Below are 18,574 nucleotides of genomic sequence, written 5' to 3' on the forward strand. Positions count from 1 at the left end.
TGACAGGTCAGGGCAGGACCTTGCCGGGGTTGAGAATGTTGCCCGGATCGAAGGCGCCTTTCAGCGTGCGCATCAGGTCGAGCGCGACCGGGTCCTTGTGGCGGCGCATGGAGCCGAGTTTCGACAGCCCGACCCCGTGTTCGGCCGAGAAGCTGCCGCCAAGGTCCTGAACGGCATCCTCGACGACGCGGACCATCGCCTCCATCAACTCGGGGTCCTCGCGGGTGGGGAAGACGGCGAAATGGATGTTGCCGTCGCCGAGGTGGGCGACGCAATGCGGGAAGGCCCCGGGGTCGAGGGCGGCGACTCCCGATTCCGCCCGTGCGAGGAAGGTCGCGACCTTGTCGAGGGGCACGCAGATGTCGGTGTCCACCATGGGGCCCGACAGCGGCGTGCCGATCTCTGCCGCCGCCTCGCGCCGCGCCCAGAGGGTGCGCCGCTGGGCCTCGGACGTGGCGACCACCGCGTCGGTGACCAGCCCTTCCTCCATCATTGCGGCGGCAGTGTCCTCCAGAAGTGCCACGATCGGAATGGTGCCGTCCGGACCCGGCGTGCAATCGCGCGGGGCGGTGGCGCCAAGCTCCACCAGGATCGTTACGTCGTGGAAGCGGTCGAAGGCGAGGCCGAGATCGGGGCGGCGCGCAAGCAGCAGTTCCTGATAGCTGCGCGGCATGAACTCGAAGGCTTCGACCAGACCGCCGGTCGCGGCCTGGAGCCGGTTGAGAAGCGTCAGCGCCGCATCGAGCGAGGGCAGCGCCAGCATCGCGGTCGCATGGGCGCGCGGGGCGGGAACCAGTTTCATCACCGCGGCGGTGATGACGCCCAGCGTGCCTTCGGCGCCGATGAACAGGTCTTTCAGGTCGTAGCCGGAATTGTCCTTGTGCAACTCGCTCATCAGGTTCAGGACACGTCCGTCGGCCAGCACGACCTCGATCCCGAGGCAGAGCGCGCGGGTCGATCCGTAGCGCAGAACGTTCGAGCCGCCCGCGTTGGTCGAAAGCGCGCCCCCGATCGTGGCCGAACCGCGGGCGCCGAACCAGAGCGGGAAGTAGAGCCCGCATTCGGCGGCGGCGTCATGCAGGCGCGACAGGATCACACCCGATTCGGCGATGGCGATGCGCGCCTCCGGCCGGACCTCGCGGATGCGGTTCATCCGTTCGAGCGACAGCATCAGCCGGCCCTGCGCCTCGGTCCCGCCGACAAGCCCGGTGCGGCCGCCGGCGGGAACCACGGGCGTGCCGGTTTCCGACGCAATCCTCAGGATCGCCGAGACCTGATCCCTGTCCGCGGGGCGCAGCACCGCAAGCGGTTGCCAGTGGTACTTGCCCAGCCATTCCGAAGTGTAGGGGGCGCACTCCTGGCCGGTCAGGACATGGGCGGGGCCGAGCAGGGCGGTCAGACGGTCGATCAGGGTCATGGGGCCTCCAGTATGACGCGCAGTCTCTAATTCCTGACGGGATTTGAACAGAGGTTCCGGCAAGGCCGGGCCACGATCGGACCGGAGGTGCCCCGATGTCGAACGATCCCCTGTTGCAGCCTTACCGTCTCAAGCATCTGGTGCTGAAGAACCGGATCATGTCCACCGCGCATGAGCCCTCCTATTCCGAGGACGGACTGCCCTTGGAACGTTACCGGCTTTACCACCGGGAGAAGGCCAGGGGGGGAATCGCGCTGACGATGACCGCCGGGTCGGCGATCGTGAGCGCCGACAGCCCGGCGGCCTTCGGCAACCTCCATGCCTATCGCGACGAGATCGTGGCGCCGATGAGGGCGCTGGCCGACGACGTGCACGAACACGGCGCCGCGGTGATGATCCAGCTGACGCACCTGGGCCGGCGGACGGGCTGGAACAAGGCGGACTGGCTGCCGGTCCTGTCGGCCTCGCCCGTGCGGGAGCCGGCGCACCGGGCCTTTCCGAAAGAAGCCGAGGACTGGGACATCGAGCGGATCGTGGCGGACTACGCCACCGCGGCCGCAAGGATGCAGGCGGCAGGCCTCGACGGGATCGAGTTCGAGGCCTATGGCCACCTGATGGATTCCTTCTGGTCGCCCTCGACTAACCGTCGGGGGGACGAATGGAACGGGTCGCTCGACAATCGGCTGCGCTTCACCTGGATGGTGATCGACGCGGTCAGGGCGGCGGTAGGGCCGGAGTTCATCGTCGGCATCCGCATGGTCGCCGACGAGGACTGGGACAAGGGACTGAGCCGCGCGGAAGGGGTGGATATCGCGCACCGCATTGCGGCTTCGGGCAAGTTCGACTTCCTCAACCTGATCCGCGGCCACATCGATACGGACGCGGCGCTGACGGGGGTCATCCCGATTCAGGGCATGCGCGCCGCGCCGCACCTCGACTTCGCCGGCGAGGTGAGGGAGGCGACTAAGTTCCCGGTATTCCATGCCGCGCGCATCCCCGACGTGGCCACCGCGCGCCACGCCATCGCGGCGGGCAAGCTGGACATGGTGGGGATGACGCGGGCGCATATCGCCGATCCGCACATCGTGGCCAAGGTCATCGCCGGACAGGAGGACCGCATCCGTCCCTGCGTGGGTGCGACCTATTGCCTGGACCGCATCTACGAGGGCGGCGAGGCGCTCTGCATCCACAACGCGGCAACCGGGCGCGAGGCGCGCATGCCGCATGTGATCGCCAGATCCGAGGCGCCGCGCCGGGTAGTGGTCGTCGGGGCGGGGCCCGCGGGGCTGGAGGCTGCGCGGGTGGCGGGTGAGCGTGGCCACCGCGTCACCGTGCTCGAGGCGTCGGACCGGGCGGGTGGGCAGGTCAACGTCCTGGCCGCTAACCCGCGGCGGCGCGAGATGGTGGGCATCGTCGACTGGCGGCTTGCAGAGCTGGAGCGGCTGGGGGTCGAGGTCCGGTACAACCTGTTCGCCGAGGCGGAGGACGTCCTGGCACTCGACCCGGAGGTGGTGGTGATCGCGACAGGTGGGCTGCCGCAGGCACCTGACCTGGAAGGCGAGGGACTGACGACGTCGAGCTGGGACATCATCACCGGCGAGGTGAAGGCGGCGGGCCGCGTTCTTGTCTACGACGATGGCGGGGCGCATGCGGGCATGACGGCGGCCGAGATGGCGGCGCGCGCCGGCGCCGAGGTGGAACTGGTGACGCCGGAGCGGTTCTTCGCCCCCGACATGGGCGGGATGAACCACGTCCCCTACATGCGCGCCTTCCAGGAAACCGGCACGCGGATCACGATCAATACCCGTGTGGTCGTCGTCCGGCGTGAGGGCAACGAACTGGTGGCCTCTCTCGGCTCGGATTTCGCGCCCGGCTGGTCGGAGGAGCGGCGGGTCGACCGGGTGGTGGTGGAACACGGGACGCGGCCGCTGGACGAGCTTTACTTTGACCTCAAGCCGAAAAGCCGGAACCTCGGCGCGGTGGACTATGCGGCGCTGCGCACCACGGGGGCGATCTTCCCGGAGAAGAACCGGGACGGCGGTTTCATCCTTTACCGGATCGGCGATGCCGTGGCCGCGCGCAACATCCACGCCGGCATCTACGACGCGCTGAGAATGGGGATCCGCTGGTAGGCCCGGCGCCGGCGATCAGGCGGCGCAACTAAGACGGCGGTACCGGTCACTTCGCGCCTTCGATGAGGGCAAGAACTTCGGGCCCCAGCGTCTCGACGACCAGCGCCACGCCGGCGGGATTGGGGTGCAGCGCGTCGGGCTGCATGTAGTCCTGCAGCGCGGCGCCGCGGTCGGGCATAGCGAGGATCGGCGCCAGGAACGGGGGTGCCAGGCGCGCGCCATGGGCCTTTGCGAGGTCGGGATAGATCGCATCGAAGGCCGCCTTGTAGTCCGGCCCGTAGTTGCCGGGCGCGATCATCGGCACCAGAAGCACGGGCAGGCCGCGTTCGCCGGTCTTGGTCAGGATCGCGTCAAGGTTGGCGCGCGCCTCCTCGGGCGGCAGGCCGCGCAACAGATCGTTGCCGCCAAGCGTCACGATCACCGCGCCGGTTTCGGGAACCAGCGCCCAGTCGGTCCGCGCAAGCCCGCCCGCCGTGGTATCGCCGGAAACGCCTGCGTTCAGGATCCGCGTTTCGGCGCCTTGTTCGTCGAGCCAGCGCTGAAGTTGGGGGACGAATCCATCCTCGGGCGCCAGTCCGTAGCCGGCGGTCAGGCTGTCGCCGAGGGCCACGATGGTGACCGGATCGGCATTTGCGGCGCCGGGCGCCAGAATGATCAGACCGAGGGTCGCGGCAAGGTTGCGCAGGCGGCGTCCCGCACCATATGCCTTGAGAAGACCAGACAGGCGAAACAGGCGGAAGCGGGCAGGGATGGACGGCGTACTGAGCCTTGAAGGGGCGCGGCTGACACTGGCGGGCAACGCGGGGCCTGTCGAAATTCTCGAGGGCATCACGCTGTCGGTGGCGCGGGGCGAAAGCCTTGGGCTGGTCGGGCCGTCCGGTTCAGGCAAATCCTCGCTCCTCATGCTCATGGGCGGGCTGGAGCGCGCGACCTCGGGTCGGGTCTCGGCCCTGGGGCAGGACCTGACCGCAATGGGCGAGGACGCGCTGGCCCGCTTCCGTCGCGCCAATATGGGGATCGTTTTCCAGAGCTTCCACCTGATTCCGACGATGACCGCGCTGGAAAACGTGGCGGTTCCGCTGGAACTTGCCGGCGTGTCCGATGCGTTCGACCGCGCGCGGCAGGAACTGTCGGCGATGGGGCTGGGGCAGCGCCTGGGCCACTACCCTGCGGAATTGTCCGGTGGCGAGCAGCAAAGGGTGGCGCTGGCCCGGGCGGCGGCCCCGCGCCCCGCGATCTTCCTCGCGGATGAACCTACGGGGAACCTCGACAGCGGCACCGGCGCCGCGATCATGGAACTGCTTTTCGCATTGCGGGACAGGTTCGGGGCCACGCTGGTCCTGGTGACCCACGCGCCCGAACTGGCGGAACGTTGCGATCGCATCGTCCGGCTGGCCGATGGCCGGATCGCCGCGGAGGAGCGTTCGTGAGCCTTTCGGTGGCGGTGGCCATAGCGCGGCGCGACCTGCGCGGGGGGATCCGGGGGTTTGCCGTCTTTCTCGCCTGCCTCGTCCTCGGCGTTGCGGCGATTGCCGCAGTGGGCACCGTCCGAAGCGCGATCGCCGATGCGCTTTCGCGCGAGGGGGCAGCGCTTCTGGGGGGCGATGCGCAGATGTCCTTCACCTACCGCATGGCCAGCGCGGAGGAACGCGCCTTCATGGCTGCGCGCGCCGCGGAGGTGTCGGAGATCGTCGATTTCCGCTCCATGGCCGTTGCCGGCGCGGGCGCGGATGCCGTTCGCGCCCTGACCCAGGTCAAGGCCGTCGATGGCGCCTATCCCCTGCTCGGAACGGTGCTGCTGGAACCGTCGATGGACATTCAGTCGGCGCTTGCGCCGCAGGACGGCGTGCCCGGCGGGGTGATGGAGGGCGTTCTGGCCGATCGCCTGGGACTGGCGGTCGGCGACAGGTTCCGCCTGGGGCTGGCAGAGTTTCGCCTGTCCGCCCGCATCGTGCGGGCGCCGGACGGGGCGATGGGCGGGTTCCTGCTTGGCCCCCAGACCATCGTCCTGGCCGCATCGCTGGAAGGATCGGGGCTTCTGGAACCCGGCAGCCTCTATGACAGCCGCTATCGGTTGCTTCTCTCGCCCGGGGCCGACCTCGACGCGCTGGAGCGCGAGGCCGAGGCCGCCTTTCGCGACAAGGGCATGCGCTGGCAGGATGCCCGACGGGGCGCGCCGGGGGCGGAACGGTTTGTCGACCGGATGGGGTCCTTCCTGGTGCTTGTGGGGCTTGCGGGCCTGGCGGTCGGCGGGGTGGGCATCGCTTCGGCCGTGCGGTCCTATCTGGAAGGCAAGACCCGAACCATCGCGGCACTGAAGGCGGTGGGCGCCGAGGGCAGGACCATACTTCTGGTCTACCTGCTCCAGGTGGGCGCGGTGGCGGTCCTCGGGATCGTGCTCGGTGTCGGGCTTGGCATCCTGCTGCCGGTTCTGGCCGCGCCGCTGGCTGCTGGGCTCTTGCCGATACCGGTCGCGGTGGTGCCGGCGGTGCGGCCGGCCCTCGAAGCTGCGGTCTACGGGTTTCTGACCGTCGCGCTGTTCACGCTCTGGCCGCTGGCGCGGGTGCGCGAGGTCCGGGCCGCGGCCCTGTTCCGCGATCTCGGCACCGCGCGGCGGCGCTGGCCGGGGTGGCGGATGGGGGCCATCCTTGCGACGCTGTCGGCGGCGTTCGTCCTGGTGGCGACTTTTTTGGCCGCCGTGCCGCAACTTGCGCTCGGGACGCTGGGCGGCATCGCCGGGGCATTGGTGCTGCTTGCCGCATCCGCCTGGGTGCTGCGCCGGATCGCTCGGGCGTTCTCGCACCGTGCAAACGGCCGGCCCGGCCTGAGGCTGGCGCTGGCCGCCATCGCCGGACCGCGGGAAGAGGCCAGTTCGGTCGTGCTCGCGCTTGGGCTGGGTCTGTCGGTGCTGGCCGCGGTCGGCCAGATCGACGCGAACCTGCGGGCGGCGATCGACCGCGACCTGCCCGATGTCGCCCCCTCGTTCTTCTTCGTCGACATCCAGGGCGACCAGATCGATGATTTTCGGGATAGGCTTGCGGGGTTCGCCGGGGTCCACAAGGTCGACAGCGCGCCGATGCTGCGGGGCGTCGTCACGCGCATCGACGGTCAGGACGCGCGGGCGGTGGCGGGCGATCACTGGGTGCTGCGGGGGGACCGCGGGCTGACCTATGCAGACCGTCCGCCGGCCGATACCCGCCTTGTCGCCGGTTCGTGGTGGCCCGAAGGCTACGCCGGCCCGCCGCAGATGAGCTTTGCCGCCGAAGAGGCGGCTGAACTGGGGTTGACGCTTGGCGACCGGGTCACCGTGAACGTCCTTGGCCGCGAGATCGAGGCGACCATCACCTCGCTGCGGGAGGTCGATTTCTCGACCGCCGGCATCGGCTTCGTCATGGTCCTCAACCCCGCGGCACTTGCAGGCGCGCCGCACAGCTTCATCTCCACCGTCTATGCCGATGCCCCGGTCGAGGCCGAGGTGCTCAGAACCGCGGCCGAAGCCTGGCCCAATATCACCGCGATCCCGGTGAGGGAGGTGGTCGGCCGGGTCGCCGGCATCCTCGATGCCATCGCCCGGGCAACCGCGATCGCAGCGGGGGTGACGCTGCTGACCGGCGCGGTGGTTTTGATCGGGGCAGCGGCGGCAGGGCAAAGGGCGCGGACCTACGAGGCCGCGATCCTCAAGGTGCTGGGGGCGACGCGGTGGGAGATCCTCGTCAGCTTCGCGCTCCGCTCCGCCCTGATGGGCGCGGCGGCGGGGCTGGTCGCGATCGGGTTCGGGGCGGCGGCGGGATTCGCGGTCATGCATTTCGTGATGGACGGCACCTTCCGGTTTGAGCCGGTTTCGGCCATTGCGATCGTCGCAGGCGGCATTCTCGCAACGCTGGCGGCCGGGCTTGCCTTCGCCCTGCCGTCGCTTCGGGCGCGACCCGCAAGGGTGTTGCGCGGGGCGGAATAGCGCGCCGGTTCGCGGGGCGGGGGGTCAGGCGCGCCGCAGGCGCAGGGCGTTCGTGACCACGAACACGGATGACAGGGCCATGGCCCCGGCGGCAAGCATCGGCGACAGCAGCGGCCCGCCGAGCGGGTAGAGGAGCCCCGCCGCCACCGGGATCAGCACCACGTTGTAGCCGAAGGCCCAGAACAGGTTCTGGCGGATGTTCCGCATCGTCGCGCGTGACAGCGTGACGGCGGTCGCGACGGCCTCCGGGTCGCCCCCCATCAGGACCACCTCGGCGCTTTCGATGGCCACGTCGGTGCCCGTTCCCATGGCAATGCCCACGTCGGCGGCGGCAAGGGCCGGGGCGTCGTTGATCCCGTCACCGACGAAGGCAATCGGGGCGTTCCCGGCAAGGCTCCGCAGCGCCGTGACCTTGCCCTCTGGCAGGACCTCGGCGCTGACGCGGTCGATTCCAAGCCGACGTGCGACCGCCTCGGCGGTGGCGCGGGCGTCGCCGGAGATCATCGCCGTCTTCAGTCCTGAACGATGCAGCGCCGCGATGGTCTCGGCCGCACCCGGCTTGATCGGGTCCGCAACGGCGAGCAGGGCAACGGCGCGACCGTTCAGCGCGACGTGAATCGGTGTCCGCCCCTCGGCGGCAAGGGCGTTCGCGCGTGCGGCGAGGTGGTCTGCGGTGATGCCCGCCTCTTCGAGCGCGCGGCGGTTTCCGACAAGAATGCGCTGCCCCTCGACCGTGGCGGACAGGCCGCGGCCCGGCCGGGCCTCGACCCCGTCGGCGTCGGGCAGGGACAGCCCGCGCGCCTGCGCCGCGGCGACAATCGCGCGCGCCAGCGGATGCTCCGACCGCGCTTCGGCCGCGGCGGCAAGGCGCAGGATGTCGTCGGCGGCAAAGCCCGGCTCCGGTTCTATGTCGGTCAGTTCCGGGTGCCCTTCGGTCAGCGTTCCGGTCTTGTCGAACGCGACGACCCGCACGTCCGAAAGACGCTGCAACGCATCCCCGCGCCGGAACAGGACGCCGCGTTCCGCCCCCCGTCCGGTTCCGACAAGGATCGAGACCGGCGTGGCAAGCCCCATGGCGCAGGGGCAGGCGATGATCAGCACCGAGATGGCCGCGACAAGGGCGTGGGTCAGCCGAGGCTCCGGCCCGAGCGCGAGCCAGACGGCGAAGGTCAGGACGGCAAGCGCCATGACCACGGGAACGAACCAGAAGGTGATCCGGTCCACCAGCGCCTGAACCGGCAGTTTGGCCCCCTGCGCGTCCTCAACCAAACGGATGATGCGCGACAGCACCGTGTCTTCGCCCGTGGCGGTCACGCGGTAGGTCAGCGCAGCGGTGCCATTCACCGTGCCCCCCGTCACGATCGCGCCTTCGCCCTTCTCGGCCGGTGCGGGTTCTCCGGTCAGCATGCTTTCGTCGACCCAGCCGTGGCCTTGAGTGACCACGCCGTCAACCGCCACACGCTCGCCCGGCGCCAGCCTGGCGATGTCGCCAGGCCTCAGGTCCTCGACCGCGACCTCCACCACGGAATCGCCACGCTCGACCCTTGCGGTCGCGGGCCGCAGCCCCACAAGCCGTCGGATCGCCTCGCCGGCGCGGCCCTTCGCCCGCGCCTCGAGCAGTCGGCCGACCAGGATCAGCGTCACGATGGTCGCCGCCGCCTCGAAGTAGACGTCGCGCGCGGCCGCGGGGACGAGACCTGGCGCAAAGGTGACCACGCTCGAATAGACGAAGGCCGCGAGACTGCCGAGCGCCACGAGAGAGTTCATCTCGGGCGCGGCGCGGACCAGCGCGGGCAGCCCGTGGGACAGGAAGACGCGGCCCGGCCCGAACAGCACCATGGCCGTCAGGACAAACTGGATCAGCCAGGATGTCTGGTGCCCGATCGTGCCGGCGACCCAGTGGTGGAAGGCGGGGACCATGTGGCCGCCCATCGCCAGAACGACGACGGGCAGGGTCAGGGCACCCGACAACGCGACACGCCGGGCCAGCAGGGCCGCCTCGGCAGCCCGCCGGTCCGGGGCGGTGGCCGTGGTGTCCCGGTGCGGGCGGGCCTGGTATCCGGTCCTGGCGACGGCACCGGCCAGCGTCGGGGGATCGGTCAGCCCGGGAACGTAGCGCACCCGCGCGGACTGTGTCGCGAGGTTCACCTCGGCGGCCGCGACACCGGGCACTGCACGCAGCGCGCGCTCCACGCGGCCGACACAGGAGGCGCAGGTCATTCCCTCGATGTCGAGGCGGGTTTCGGTTTCGACCGGCGGATAGCCCGAGCGCCGCAGGACCTCGGCGAGGGCGGCGGCATCGGCCGGAGAGTCGAACTCGGCCGAAGCCGTGCCCGCGATCAGGTTCGCCTGAGCCGCAGTCACGCCCGGCACCGCCGTCAGCGCGCGCTCCACCCGACCGACGCAGGACGCGCAGGTCATTCCGTCGACGGCAAAGGTGGCGCTGGGCATCGGGGGATTCCTTTCGCCCCTAGATGGGCCGCACCCCGGGAATTGTCAAACCGCCGACCAGAGCCCGGCGCCCGCCTGTCTGCCCTTCCGCCGCAGTCGCCGGCGGGTTAAGAGAACGCGATGGCACTCAGGCTCACCTCGCTTCTCGATCTGGACCGGCACGGTTTCGATGCCATCATCGACGTGCGCTCTCCATCCGAGTTTGAGGAAGACCATCTTCCCGGCGCGGTGAACCTGCCGGTTCTCGACGATGCGGAGCGGGCGCGGGTGGGCACGATCTACAAGCAGCAGTCACCCTTCCTGGCCCGCAAAATGGGCGCGGCCCTTGTCGCACGCAACGCAGCACAGCATCTGGAGGGGCCGCTTTCCGGCATGGGCGGCGGCTGGCGGCCGCTGGTCTACTGCTGGCGCGGGGGGCAGCGGTCGGGGTCCTTCGCAACGATCCTTGCACAGGTCGGCTGGAGGGTGGACCTTGTCGACGGGGGCTACAAGGCCTGGCGCCGGCTGGTGGTCGAGGAACTGCACGACCGCGACGTGTGTTCGCCGGTGGTCGTTCTTGACGGCAACACCGGGTCGGCCAAGACGGAAATTCTGGGCCTTCTGGCCCGGCGCGGGCTTCAGGTGATCGACCTCGAGGGGCTGGCAAACCATCGCGGATCGCTGTTCGGCCACCGGGAGGGCGGGCAACCGACGCAGAAGGCCTTCGAGGGGCGGCTGGCGATGGCTCTGGCCGCGCTCGATCCCGCGCGGCCGGTGGTGGTGGAAGCCGAAAGCTCCAAGGTCGGCGATCTCGCGCTTCCCAAGCGGCTCTGGGCGGCGATGGGGGCGGCGCCGCGCGTGCGTATCGCTGTCCTGGTCGAGGAGCGTGCGGCCTACCTGTCGCGTGCCTATGCGGACCTGACCGAGGACCGCGCGCGGCTTGAACATACGATCATGCTCTTGCGGCATCTGCACGCGGCGGACGTCATCGAAAGCTGGCGTGGGATGGTGGCCGGCGGACAGCATGCCGCCCTGGCCGAAGACCTGATGCGACGCCACTACGATCCGCGCTACGAGCGTCATCGCGACAGGTTCGAGGCTTCGGGCTGCGAGGTCGTGGCAGCGCAGTCGCTTGCGCCCGACGCGCTTGAGGATGTCGCCGACCGCGTGGCGAGCGCCGTGCAGCGGCTTGCCGGATAGCGCCGGTTACCAGGGCCGACTAACCGTCGACGGTGACGAAGGGCGCGCCCTCCTCAAGCCGGCCGATCCGGGCCGGGTTTTCGCCAAGGTCACGCAGATGCGCCAGAACGGCGTCGGCCTCAGCCTCGGGCACCGCGGCCAGAAGGCCGCCGGCGGTCTGCGGATCGAACAGCAGGTCAGCGCGTGGACCTTGTCCCAGTGACATGCGACCGGCGGCCTGCCGGTTCTGGGGCAGCAGGGTCGAGCCGTGGCCAGCGGCAGCCAGCGCCTCGGCCCCATGCAGGAAGGGGACGGCCGACAGGTCGATCCGGGCCGACAGGCCCGAGGCTTCGAGAAGGCCCAGAAGATGGCCCGCGAGGCCGAAGCCCGTCACGTCGGTCATGGCGTGCGCATGGGGCGCGAGCGCCCGCGCGGCCGCCCCTTGCGGGTGCGCCATCGAGTCGAGAGCCGCCGCGACCACCCCACCGGGCGCCGCCCGCGCCATTTCGGCGGCGAGGATCACGCCTGTGCCGATGGGCTTGGTCAGGATCAGCACGTCACCCGGACGCGCGCCCGACTGGGTGACGGGCGGCCCTTCACTCAACCCTGTCACCGTGTAGCCAAGCGTCAGTTCCGCCCCCAGGCTCGTGTGCCCGCCGACCACGTCCGCCCCTTCGCCGGAAAAGACCTCCGTCGCGCCGGCCAGGATCTCGCGCAGGGTTTCGCGTTGCAGGCGCGGCGCCATGCGCGGCAGGATCGCCTGCACAAGTGCGGCCTGCGGTCTTGCCCCCATCGACCAGACATCGCCGAGCGCGTGGATGGCGGTGATCCGGGCCAGAAGCCAGGGATCCTCGGTGAAGGCCCGGACATGGTCCGTGGTCAGGATCTGCGCCCCGGCCCCGTGGCGCAATATCGCCGCATCGTCGCCGGTACCCCAGATCACGTCCGGCCGCCGCGGCTGCGGCAGCCCCGCGAGGGTCGCCGAAAGATCGCTGCGCCCCATCTTCGCGCCGCAGCCGCCGCAGAGCGGCTTGCCGTTGCCGATCTCCTCGGCCACGCCAGCGGCGACCTGTGCCGGAAGCGTCGGCGCGGGCATCGCGGGCAGCGTTTCGAACTTCGCCATGAAGCGGCGGTCGATGCGGTCCTTCCAGTCCCACAACCAGGCCCCGTCGAGCGGCAGGCCCCACTTGTCGGCGACCGCCCTGCCGGCGCCGGCCGAGATCAGCTTGAGATAGTCCCGCTGCGGGCGATAGGGCCGCAGACGCCCGGTTTCCGTCGCCGCAACCGTAAGATTGTGCAGCAGAACCGGCGCCTGGCGCACCGCAAAGACGCCGGCCTTCGGTCGCGGCGCATGGGCCAGGTGCGCGATGTCGCCGGTGGCGAAGATGGCGGGGTCTGACACCGACCGGAGGTGGTCGTCCACGATGATGAAGCCATCCTGCAGGGCAAGTCCTGTATCGGCAAGCCAGCCTTGCGCCCGCGTCGCCGCGGCCCCCAGCGTGAACTGCGCAGGCACGAAACGCCCGTCCGCAAGCCGCACGCCGTCGGCGTCCACGCGCAGGACGGCGCAGTCTTCGATGACCGTCACCCCCGCCCTTGCAAGATGGCGCAGGAGTGCTGAACGAGCGCCGCGCCCCACTGCCGACAGGGCCTTTCCCGCCTCGATCAGGGTGACGCGCGCATCCCGGCCCAGCCTTTGCGCCGCAGCCAGCGCCAGTTCGACCCCTGCGACACCGCCGCCGATCACCGCCACGGCGGCACCTGAGGGAGCGGATGCCACGAAGCCTGCCCAGCGGTCGGCAAACGCGTCGAGCGGCTTGGCCGGGACCGCGTGTTCCGCGAAACCGGGCAGGGAAGGCATTTCCGAAGAGATTCCGATGTCGACCGACAGGACGTCGTAAGCCACCGGCGGGCGCCCGGCCACCTCGACGCGCCGCGCCGTGCGGTCGATGCCGGTCGCGCGCCCCAGGATCAGACGGGCACCGGCAAAGCGGGCAAGCCTGACAAGATCGATTTGAAGGGCCTCGCGCGGGTAGCGTCCCGCGATGTGACCCGGCAACATGCCCGAATAGGCGGCCGTCGGGTCCGGGCCGATCAGCGTCAGCCGCACGCCCGGCACCGGGTTCATGCCCCAGGAGCGCAAGGCCAGCACATGCGCGTGCCCGCCGCCGATGAAGACGATGTCCCGGGTCAGGGGAATCTGTGGGTGCATGATCCGATCCTTGCCTTCGCGGTACCGTTTAGCGATCCGGGGCAAGATCGCAATGCCCGTCGCGTTCCCGGAGATTTCCGCTTGACGTCCCGGCCTGCCTCGCATACCTACGCGCTCGCTCTGGCGGAGTAGCTCAGCTGGTTAGAGCAGAGGAATCATAATCCTTGTGTCGGGGGTTCAAATCCCTCCTCCGCTACCATGCATCTCCTTGATATCGTAGACGGGCCGGTCCGAGTTCTCGGAGCGGCTATCGTCAGTCGGGGAGCAGTTGGGAAACTTGGCCCTGCTCCATGCGCCTCGCGCTTACGGATGGCCTGTGCAGCGAGACCTGAGTCCCGGCTCAGGTAGTGCGAGTCGAGGATATTGTTTGTTTCCTTCAGGGCGTGTCCGGTGATCGAAGCGATCTCAGGAACCGACCAGCCGGCAAGCGCAAGTCGCGTCACCGAGGTCCCGCGGAGGTCGTGGAAGGTCACACCCTTGATGCCAGCCCGCGCAACCACCTTTGCCCATGACGCGCGCAAGCCGTCAGAGGTCCAAGGACGCGGCGCGCCGTCGGCCGATGCGCGTGTGGTGGCGAGTATGGTGTCCGCAGCATGGGGTGCGGTTGAAAGGAACTCTTTCAAAGGCTGGCCGAGCGGTATCGTGATGTGCCGCCCGGTCTTTCTCTGTCTGAGGCGGAAAGGTCTCTGAAGCTCGAGGATTGCTCGAAGGCGGAAATAACGGAGTTCAAGCTGTCCCCCAGAAGCCGCGCTGCGACTCGCGATTGCGGTTTGATAAGCCAGAACGAACCCTTGAGATCCATGCCTTCCAGGGAGTCTCGGGCTGCCCTTCCAAGCGTAGAAGTATGTCACGCGGCGGCCATCTGAGAGCGTCTTGGTGAACCGCGTCGTCGTCTCAGGCTTTCTGTCAGCAGTATCTGCAGGAATATCTTGGCACGAAATCACGTGCGGACGAGCGTAGAGTGCTGCCGGCATGTGGTGCAAGCGACCGGATCGGGTCGGCATACTTCTTCCGCCAAGCATAGAACCTCGCCTCACTGATCCCGGCCTTCCGGCACACCTCGCCGATCACCGTGCCCTCTTCCGCCCGCTTCGGGACGAACGCGATCTGCGCCTCGCTGAACTTCGATCTCTTCATGTCAGCTCTCCGATTCCCAGCCCGATCCTAAACTGGAAAATCCCAGCTCGATCCGGCCCAGGAAGCGGGAAGCAGGTCAGCAGCGACGGCAGCCTCAGGCAGATCAATGTGTCCTGACCCTGGGTATCCTTCGCGGTAGGGACACAGCAGGCGCTGCCGGCTGTGGGCGTCAGGCCGGCAATGAAATCCGCCAGCGGGGCGAGGGCAGCGGGTTTCAGCGCAGAACAGATGCGTGGCCCGTCGATCTCTCCGGTGATGATCCCGGTGGCCTTGAGGACGCGCAGATGCTCGGAGACCGTCGACAGGGCAAGGCCGACTACCCCTACAAAATCGCCGCCGATGCAGCCGGGTTTGGCTTGCAACAGGCGCGGGATTCTGCGCCGGGCAGGATGCGCCAGCACCTTGGCAAGCGCGGCCGCGCTGCCCTCGTTCCCCGCCATGTGGACGCTTCCCAAACCGATCCGACTCCGCATATCGTCGATTTTCGATGCGGGCAGTCGGCAGATAAGCCGCATCGACCGGGGGCCAGCAATGCCGGCGACCGGGAAGGCTGGCTTCGTTTCGGTTGGGGGGAGACATGCAAGGCACACGGCGCGCGATGCTGCTTGGTGCGGCAACCTTGGCCGCTGCGCCTTGGGTGCGGGCCCAGGGAGCGCCGCCCTTCCGGTTCGCGCTGACTCCCGTCTTTCTCGACAACGATGCGGCGGTCATCTCCGCGCTGCGCTCCGCGCTTGCGGCCGGGATGGGGCAGGACATCGAACTGGTCCAGCGGCGAACCTATCAGGAGATCTCCGGGGCGCTTCTGGATGGATCGGTGGATGCGGCTTGGACCTGCGGCTACCCCTACCTGCAGCATCGCTCCGAATTCCGTCTTCTCGGGGTTCCGGTCTGGCGCGGGCGACCGCTCTACCAGTCATACCTGATCGTCGGGGCCGACGACCCGGCCACGGCGCTGCCCGACCTCAGGGGCACTACGCATGCGTTTTCGGATCCCGACAGCAACTCGGGTTACCTCGTCACAGCCTCGAACCTCGCCCAGTCAGGTGAAACACCGGATCAATTCTTCTCGCGCGTCATCTTCACGTATGGCCATCGTAACGTCGTCCGGGCCGTTGCCGGGGGGTTGACCCGATCGGGCAGCGTCGACGGCTATGTCTGGGAAGCGCTGAACGCGGCGGAACCGGATCTCACGGCACGGACGAAGGTCATCTCCCGTTCCGAGTGGCTGGGTTTTCCCCCTTTCGTCGCGCGAAGCGATCGGATCGGGGACCCCGCTGTCAGTGCCTGCGGAGCGGCACTTCTGGCGCTTTCCGCGACTGCGGAAGGCCGGGCGGCGCTACGCGTTCTCTATCTCGATGGCGTCGCCGCCCCGGATGACGCGCTGTTCGACGGGATCGCCGCGCGCATGGCGGCTCTGGAGGGCGGATGACGTCCCTTCCCCGCTTCCGCGATCTGCCCGTCACGCTGCGCGTGCCCCTCATCACTGCCGGCCTGATGATCCTGCTTGGGCTTCTGGCAAGCCAGAGTGTTCTTGCCACGCTTGGCCGTGTGCAGGACGCCCGGCTTTCTGAAGCGGCCAGGCTCCATCTGGAGGGTTTATCGGTTGCGCTCGGCCCTTCGGTGCTGCGGCAGGACGTCTGGGAAGTCTACGACATCCTTGACCGGGCCCGTTCCGCCTATGACGGCCGGCGGCTTTTGCTGTCGGTCGTGGCCGATGAACGCGGACGCATCCTGGCCGCGACCGATCCGCGTCGCGCGCCCGTCGGCGAGGATGTTGCGACCTTCGAAGCCGACGCGGTTCTGCCGCCAGAAATCCGCATGACCGGCGACCCCGTCCTGCGGGTGAGCGCACCGCTTCTCTACCAGGGACGAGAGATTGGCCGGATCGTTACGGAACTGGATGTGACCGACCTTCTTGCGGAACGCCGCAGCGTCGCGATGTGGCTTCTTTTCGGCAACACCGCCGCGACCGCGCTGCTCGCCTTCGGCGGCTGGCTGGCGGTGGCCCGAATCCTGCGCCCAGTGGGCACGCTCGTGCAGGCGATGGACGATTCACGGGGGGCGCCACGACCCATTCCCGACGTCGATATCCCGCGAGGCGACCCGGGGCTTGCCCGCCTGATCCAGACCTACAACAGGATGACCACGGCGGTCGAAAGCCGGGCCGAAGCCGAGCGGCGGCTTGCGGAGCGGGAACGCTTCGTCAGCCTCGGGCGCCTGTCTTCCTCGCTCGCCCACGAGGTCAACAACCCACTCGGCGGGTTGTTGAATGCGGCCGACACGCTGCGCACCTATGCTGACCGGCCAGAGGTCGTCCGGCAGTCGGCTGAACTGATGCAGCGCGGCCTTGCGCACCTCCGCGAGGTGACACGGGCGATCCTGGAGCAGCACCGACTGGACCGCGCGGGTCAGCCGCTCAGACCCGAGGATTTCGAGGATCTGAGATTGCTGTTCGAGCCCGAAGCGGCGAGCCGTGGGCAGGTTCTGGACTGGGAGCTGAACGCGGGGGCGTCCGTTCTGGCCAGGCTGCCCGCAGCGCCGGTCCGCCAGGTGGTGCTCAACCTGCTTCTGAACGCAGCAGCTGCAGCCGGACAGAACGGCCGCGTCGGGCTGGACGTCGCCAACGGGCAGGACCGCCTGTCGGTCACGATCAGCGATGACGGCCCGGGGCTCGGCCAGGCAGACCTTGGTCGCCTGCTTGGGGCAGGCCCGCTGCCGCCGGGCGGCGGGGTTGGGTTGCGGCTGGTGCGCGATCTGGTCACGGGGTTGGGCGGGGCGATCCAGCACGAACGTCTCGAAACCCGAACCCTCATCCGGATCGAGTTTCCTTTGCGGGGAAGCGCCGATGCTTGAAGGCCGGCGCATCCTTCTGGTCGAAGACGACGAGATCATGGGCACGTCCTTGGTCCAGCGGCTGGAACTCGAGGGTGCCGAAGTCCTCTGGCACCGCCACGTCGCCCGGGCGCTTCCCGCGATCAGGACACCACGAAAGCCGCTGGATGCCGTCGTCTGCGACATCCGTTTGCCCGACGGCACAGGCGAGGAACTCTATGACACGCTCACCCGGACGGGGCATCCGCCGCCCTTCCTGTTCATCACGGGACAGGGAGCCATCGACCAGGCGGTGCGGCTGATCCGTTCGGGTGCTTCCGACTACATCGCGAAACCGTTCGATATCGGCGCCTTCTTGTCGCGCCTGGTTCTCGTCATGCGTTCGCGCGCGGGTCAGGAGATGCCGCCCGAAACCGGCATCACCGACGCGGCTCGGGCGGTGGATCGCCAGATCCAGGATGCAACGCGGCGCGACTCGCCGCTGCTCATCCGCGGCGCTCCGGGGCTGGGCAAGCTTCGCCTGGCACGGAGGGTCCACGACCAGTCCGATCGGTGTGCCGCACCCCTGGTCGTTGTCGACGCACTGCGCGAACCGGTCGAAGCGGCCACCTTGGCAGGCGCCGCCGCCCGGGCAGAAGATGGAACCCTGGTCATCGTCGGGATCGGGCGGTTGGACGTCGCCGCACAGAACCGGCTGCTGGAGGTGCTGAGGTCCCCGACCTTCCGTCTGATCGCCACGGCTGGCCTGCGGATCGAGGAAAAGGCGGCCGACAGCTTCCGCGCCGATCTGCTGGCGATCCTGCAGTCCCATGAGATTGTCGTGCCGTCGCTGGCCGAACGACCGGAGGACGCCGTATGGCTTGCCGGTCGACTGCTCCAGGGTTTCAATGCACGCAGGCCCACACCCCTGGCCGGCATCTCGGCCACCGCCGAGGAAGCGATCCGGTCGCACCACTGGCCTGGCAACGGTCGGGAATTGCGTGCCCGTCTCCTGCGAGCGGTCGAGGCGGCCGAGGGCGAACTTGTGTTGACATCGGACCTGTTCCCGGAACGAGCTGGAGCGCAGGAATTGCGATCTCTTGCCGAGGTTCGAGACGCGGCGGAGCGATCCCAGATTGCCGCCGCGCTCGAGCGGACCGGGGGGCAGGTGGGAGAGGCGGCACGGCTCCTGCGCGTATCCCGCACGACGCTGTGGGAGAAGATGCAGAAACTCGGCATCTGACGCGGCTCCCATGTTCGGAAATCCGAACAGCCAAGAAACATTAGCAAGATGAGCCACT

13 protein-coding genes, 1 tRNA gene and 1 pseudogene are annotated in these 18,574 nt (G+C 69.0%); 8 read left to right on the forward strand and 7 right to left on the reverse strand.

Annotation, left to right across the window (positions count from 1 at the left end):
• Positions 1-7: 7 nt before the first annotated feature.
• Entirely contained in the window at positions 8-1,417 is a 1,410-nt protein-coding gene (locus N5I32_RS18235; RefSeq protein ID WP_261497376.1) for an FAD-binding oxidoreductase, read from the reverse strand.
• A 95-nt stretch (positions 1,418-1,512) separates the two neighbouring features.
• Here N5I32_RS18235 and N5I32_RS18240 point away from each other — a divergent pair, with 95 nt between their 5' ends.
• Positions 1,513-3,549, forward strand: coding sequence for an NADH:flavin oxidoreductase (locus N5I32_RS18240; RefSeq protein ID WP_261497377.1), 2,037 nt, complete (start codon positions 1,513-1,515; stop codon positions 3,547-3,549).
• Positions 3,550-3,595: 46 nt separating this feature from the next.
• Here the strand turns inward: N5I32_RS18240 and N5I32_RS18245 are convergent, their stop codons facing one another.
• Positions 3,596-4,234 carry an arylesterase gene (locus N5I32_RS18245; protein ID WP_261497469.1) on the reverse strand — a complete coding sequence of 213 codons (639 nt, stop codon included), beginning with the start codon at positions 4,232-4,234 and terminating at the stop codon, positions 3,596-3,598.
• Positions 4,235-4,298: 64 nt separating this feature from the next.
• Here N5I32_RS18245 and N5I32_RS18250 point away from each other — a divergent pair, with 64 nt between their 5' ends.
• Positions 4,299-4,979, forward strand: a complete 681-nt coding sequence (locus tag N5I32_RS18250; RefSeq protein WP_261497378.1) for an ABC transporter ATP-binding protein — start codon at positions 4,299-4,301, stop codon at positions 4,977-4,979.
• Positions 4,976-7,504, forward strand: coding sequence for an ABC transporter permease (locus N5I32_RS18255; protein ID WP_261497379.1), 2,529 nt, complete (start codon positions 4,976-4,978; stop codon positions 7,502-7,504). The genes N5I32_RS18250 and N5I32_RS18255 overlap by 4 nt, the downstream gene beginning before the upstream one ends.
• Positions 7,505-7,528: 24 nt before the next feature.
• On the opposite strand, the gene N5I32_RS18260 is transcribed toward N5I32_RS18255, so the two are convergent.
• Positions 7,529-9,955 carry a heavy metal translocating P-type ATPase gene (locus tag N5I32_RS18260; protein WP_261497380.1) on the reverse strand — a complete coding sequence of 809 codons (2,427 nt, stop codon included), beginning with the start codon at positions 9,953-9,955 and terminating at the stop codon, positions 7,529-7,531.
• Between the two features lie 120 nt (positions 9,956-10,075).
• On the opposite strand from N5I32_RS18260, the gene mnmH reads away from it, so the two are divergent.
• Positions 10,076-11,134 (forward strand): tRNA 2-selenouridine(34) synthase MnmH, encoded by a 1,059-nt coding sequence (gene mnmH / locus N5I32_RS18265; protein ID WP_261497381.1) that lies wholly within the window; start codon positions 10,076-10,078, stop codon positions 11,132-11,134.
• 19 nt (positions 11,135-11,153) lie between these two features.
• Here the strand turns inward: mnmH and selD are convergent, their stop codons facing one another.
• Positions 11,154-13,325, reverse strand: coding sequence for a selenide, water dikinase SelD (selD, locus tag N5I32_RS18270; protein WP_261497382.1), 2,172 nt, complete (start codon positions 13,323-13,325; stop codon positions 11,154-11,156).
• A gap of 122 nt (positions 13,326-13,447) precedes the next feature.
• Here selD and N5I32_RS18275 point away from each other — a divergent pair.
• Positions 13,448-13,524, forward strand: a tRNA-Met gene (locus tag N5I32_RS18275).
• Here N5I32_RS18275 and N5I32_RS18280 read toward each other — a convergent pair.
• The 3 genes and pseudogenes from N5I32_RS18280 to N5I32_RS18290 all read right to left on the reverse strand — a co-directional run bounded on the left by N5I32_RS18280 (position 13,481) and on the right by N5I32_RS18290 (position 14,902).
• Positions 13,481-14,347, reverse strand: coding sequence for a tyrosine-type recombinase/integrase (locus N5I32_RS18280; protein ID WP_369414359.1), 867 nt, complete (start codon positions 14,345-14,347; stop codon positions 13,481-13,483). The two genes, N5I32_RS18275 and N5I32_RS18280, sit on opposite strands and share 44 nt — an antisense overlap.
• A pseudogene (locus N5I32_RS18285) lies at positions 14,328-14,462 on the reverse strand (transposase); the annotation flags it as partial. The gene N5I32_RS18280 and the pseudogene N5I32_RS18285, both read right to left, overlap by 20 nt.
• Positions 14,459-14,902 (reverse strand): ArsR/SmtB family transcription factor, encoded by a 444-nt coding sequence (locus N5I32_RS18290; RefSeq protein WP_261497383.1) that lies wholly within the window; start codon positions 14,900-14,902, stop codon positions 14,459-14,461. The pseudogene N5I32_RS18285 and the gene N5I32_RS18290, both read right to left, overlap by 4 nt.
• A 137-nt stretch (positions 14,903-15,039) precedes the next feature.
• Between N5I32_RS18290 and N5I32_RS18295 the strand changes: the two genes are divergently transcribed.
• The 3 genes from N5I32_RS18295 to N5I32_RS18305 are packed head-to-tail and all read left to right on the forward strand — an operon-like array spanning position 15,040 to position 18,516.
• On the forward strand, positions 15,040-15,891 hold the full coding sequence (locus tag N5I32_RS18295) for a PhnD/SsuA/transferrin family substrate-binding protein (protein WP_261497384.1): 852 nt from the start codon (positions 15,040-15,042) through the stop codon (positions 15,889-15,891).
• The gene (locus N5I32_RS18300; protein WP_261497385.1) at positions 15,888-17,315 is read left to right on the forward strand and encodes an ATP-binding protein; all 1,428 of its coding nucleotides are present in this window, start codon (positions 15,888-15,890) and stop codon (positions 17,313-17,315) included. Before N5I32_RS18295 ends, N5I32_RS18300 begins: the two co-directional genes overlap by 4 nt.
• On the forward strand, positions 17,308-18,516 hold the full coding sequence (locus N5I32_RS18305) for a sigma-54-dependent transcriptional regulator (protein ID WP_261497386.1): 1,209 nt from the start codon (positions 17,308-17,310) through the stop codon (positions 18,514-18,516). The genes N5I32_RS18300 and N5I32_RS18305 overlap by 8 nt, the downstream gene beginning before the upstream one ends.
• Positions 18,517-18,574: the final 58 nt, after the last annotated feature.

Source organism: Albidovulum sediminis (assembly GCF_025380365.1).
Lineage (GTDB): Bacteria > Pseudomonadota > Alphaproteobacteria > Rhodobacterales > Rhodobacteraceae > Albidovulum > Albidovulum sediminis.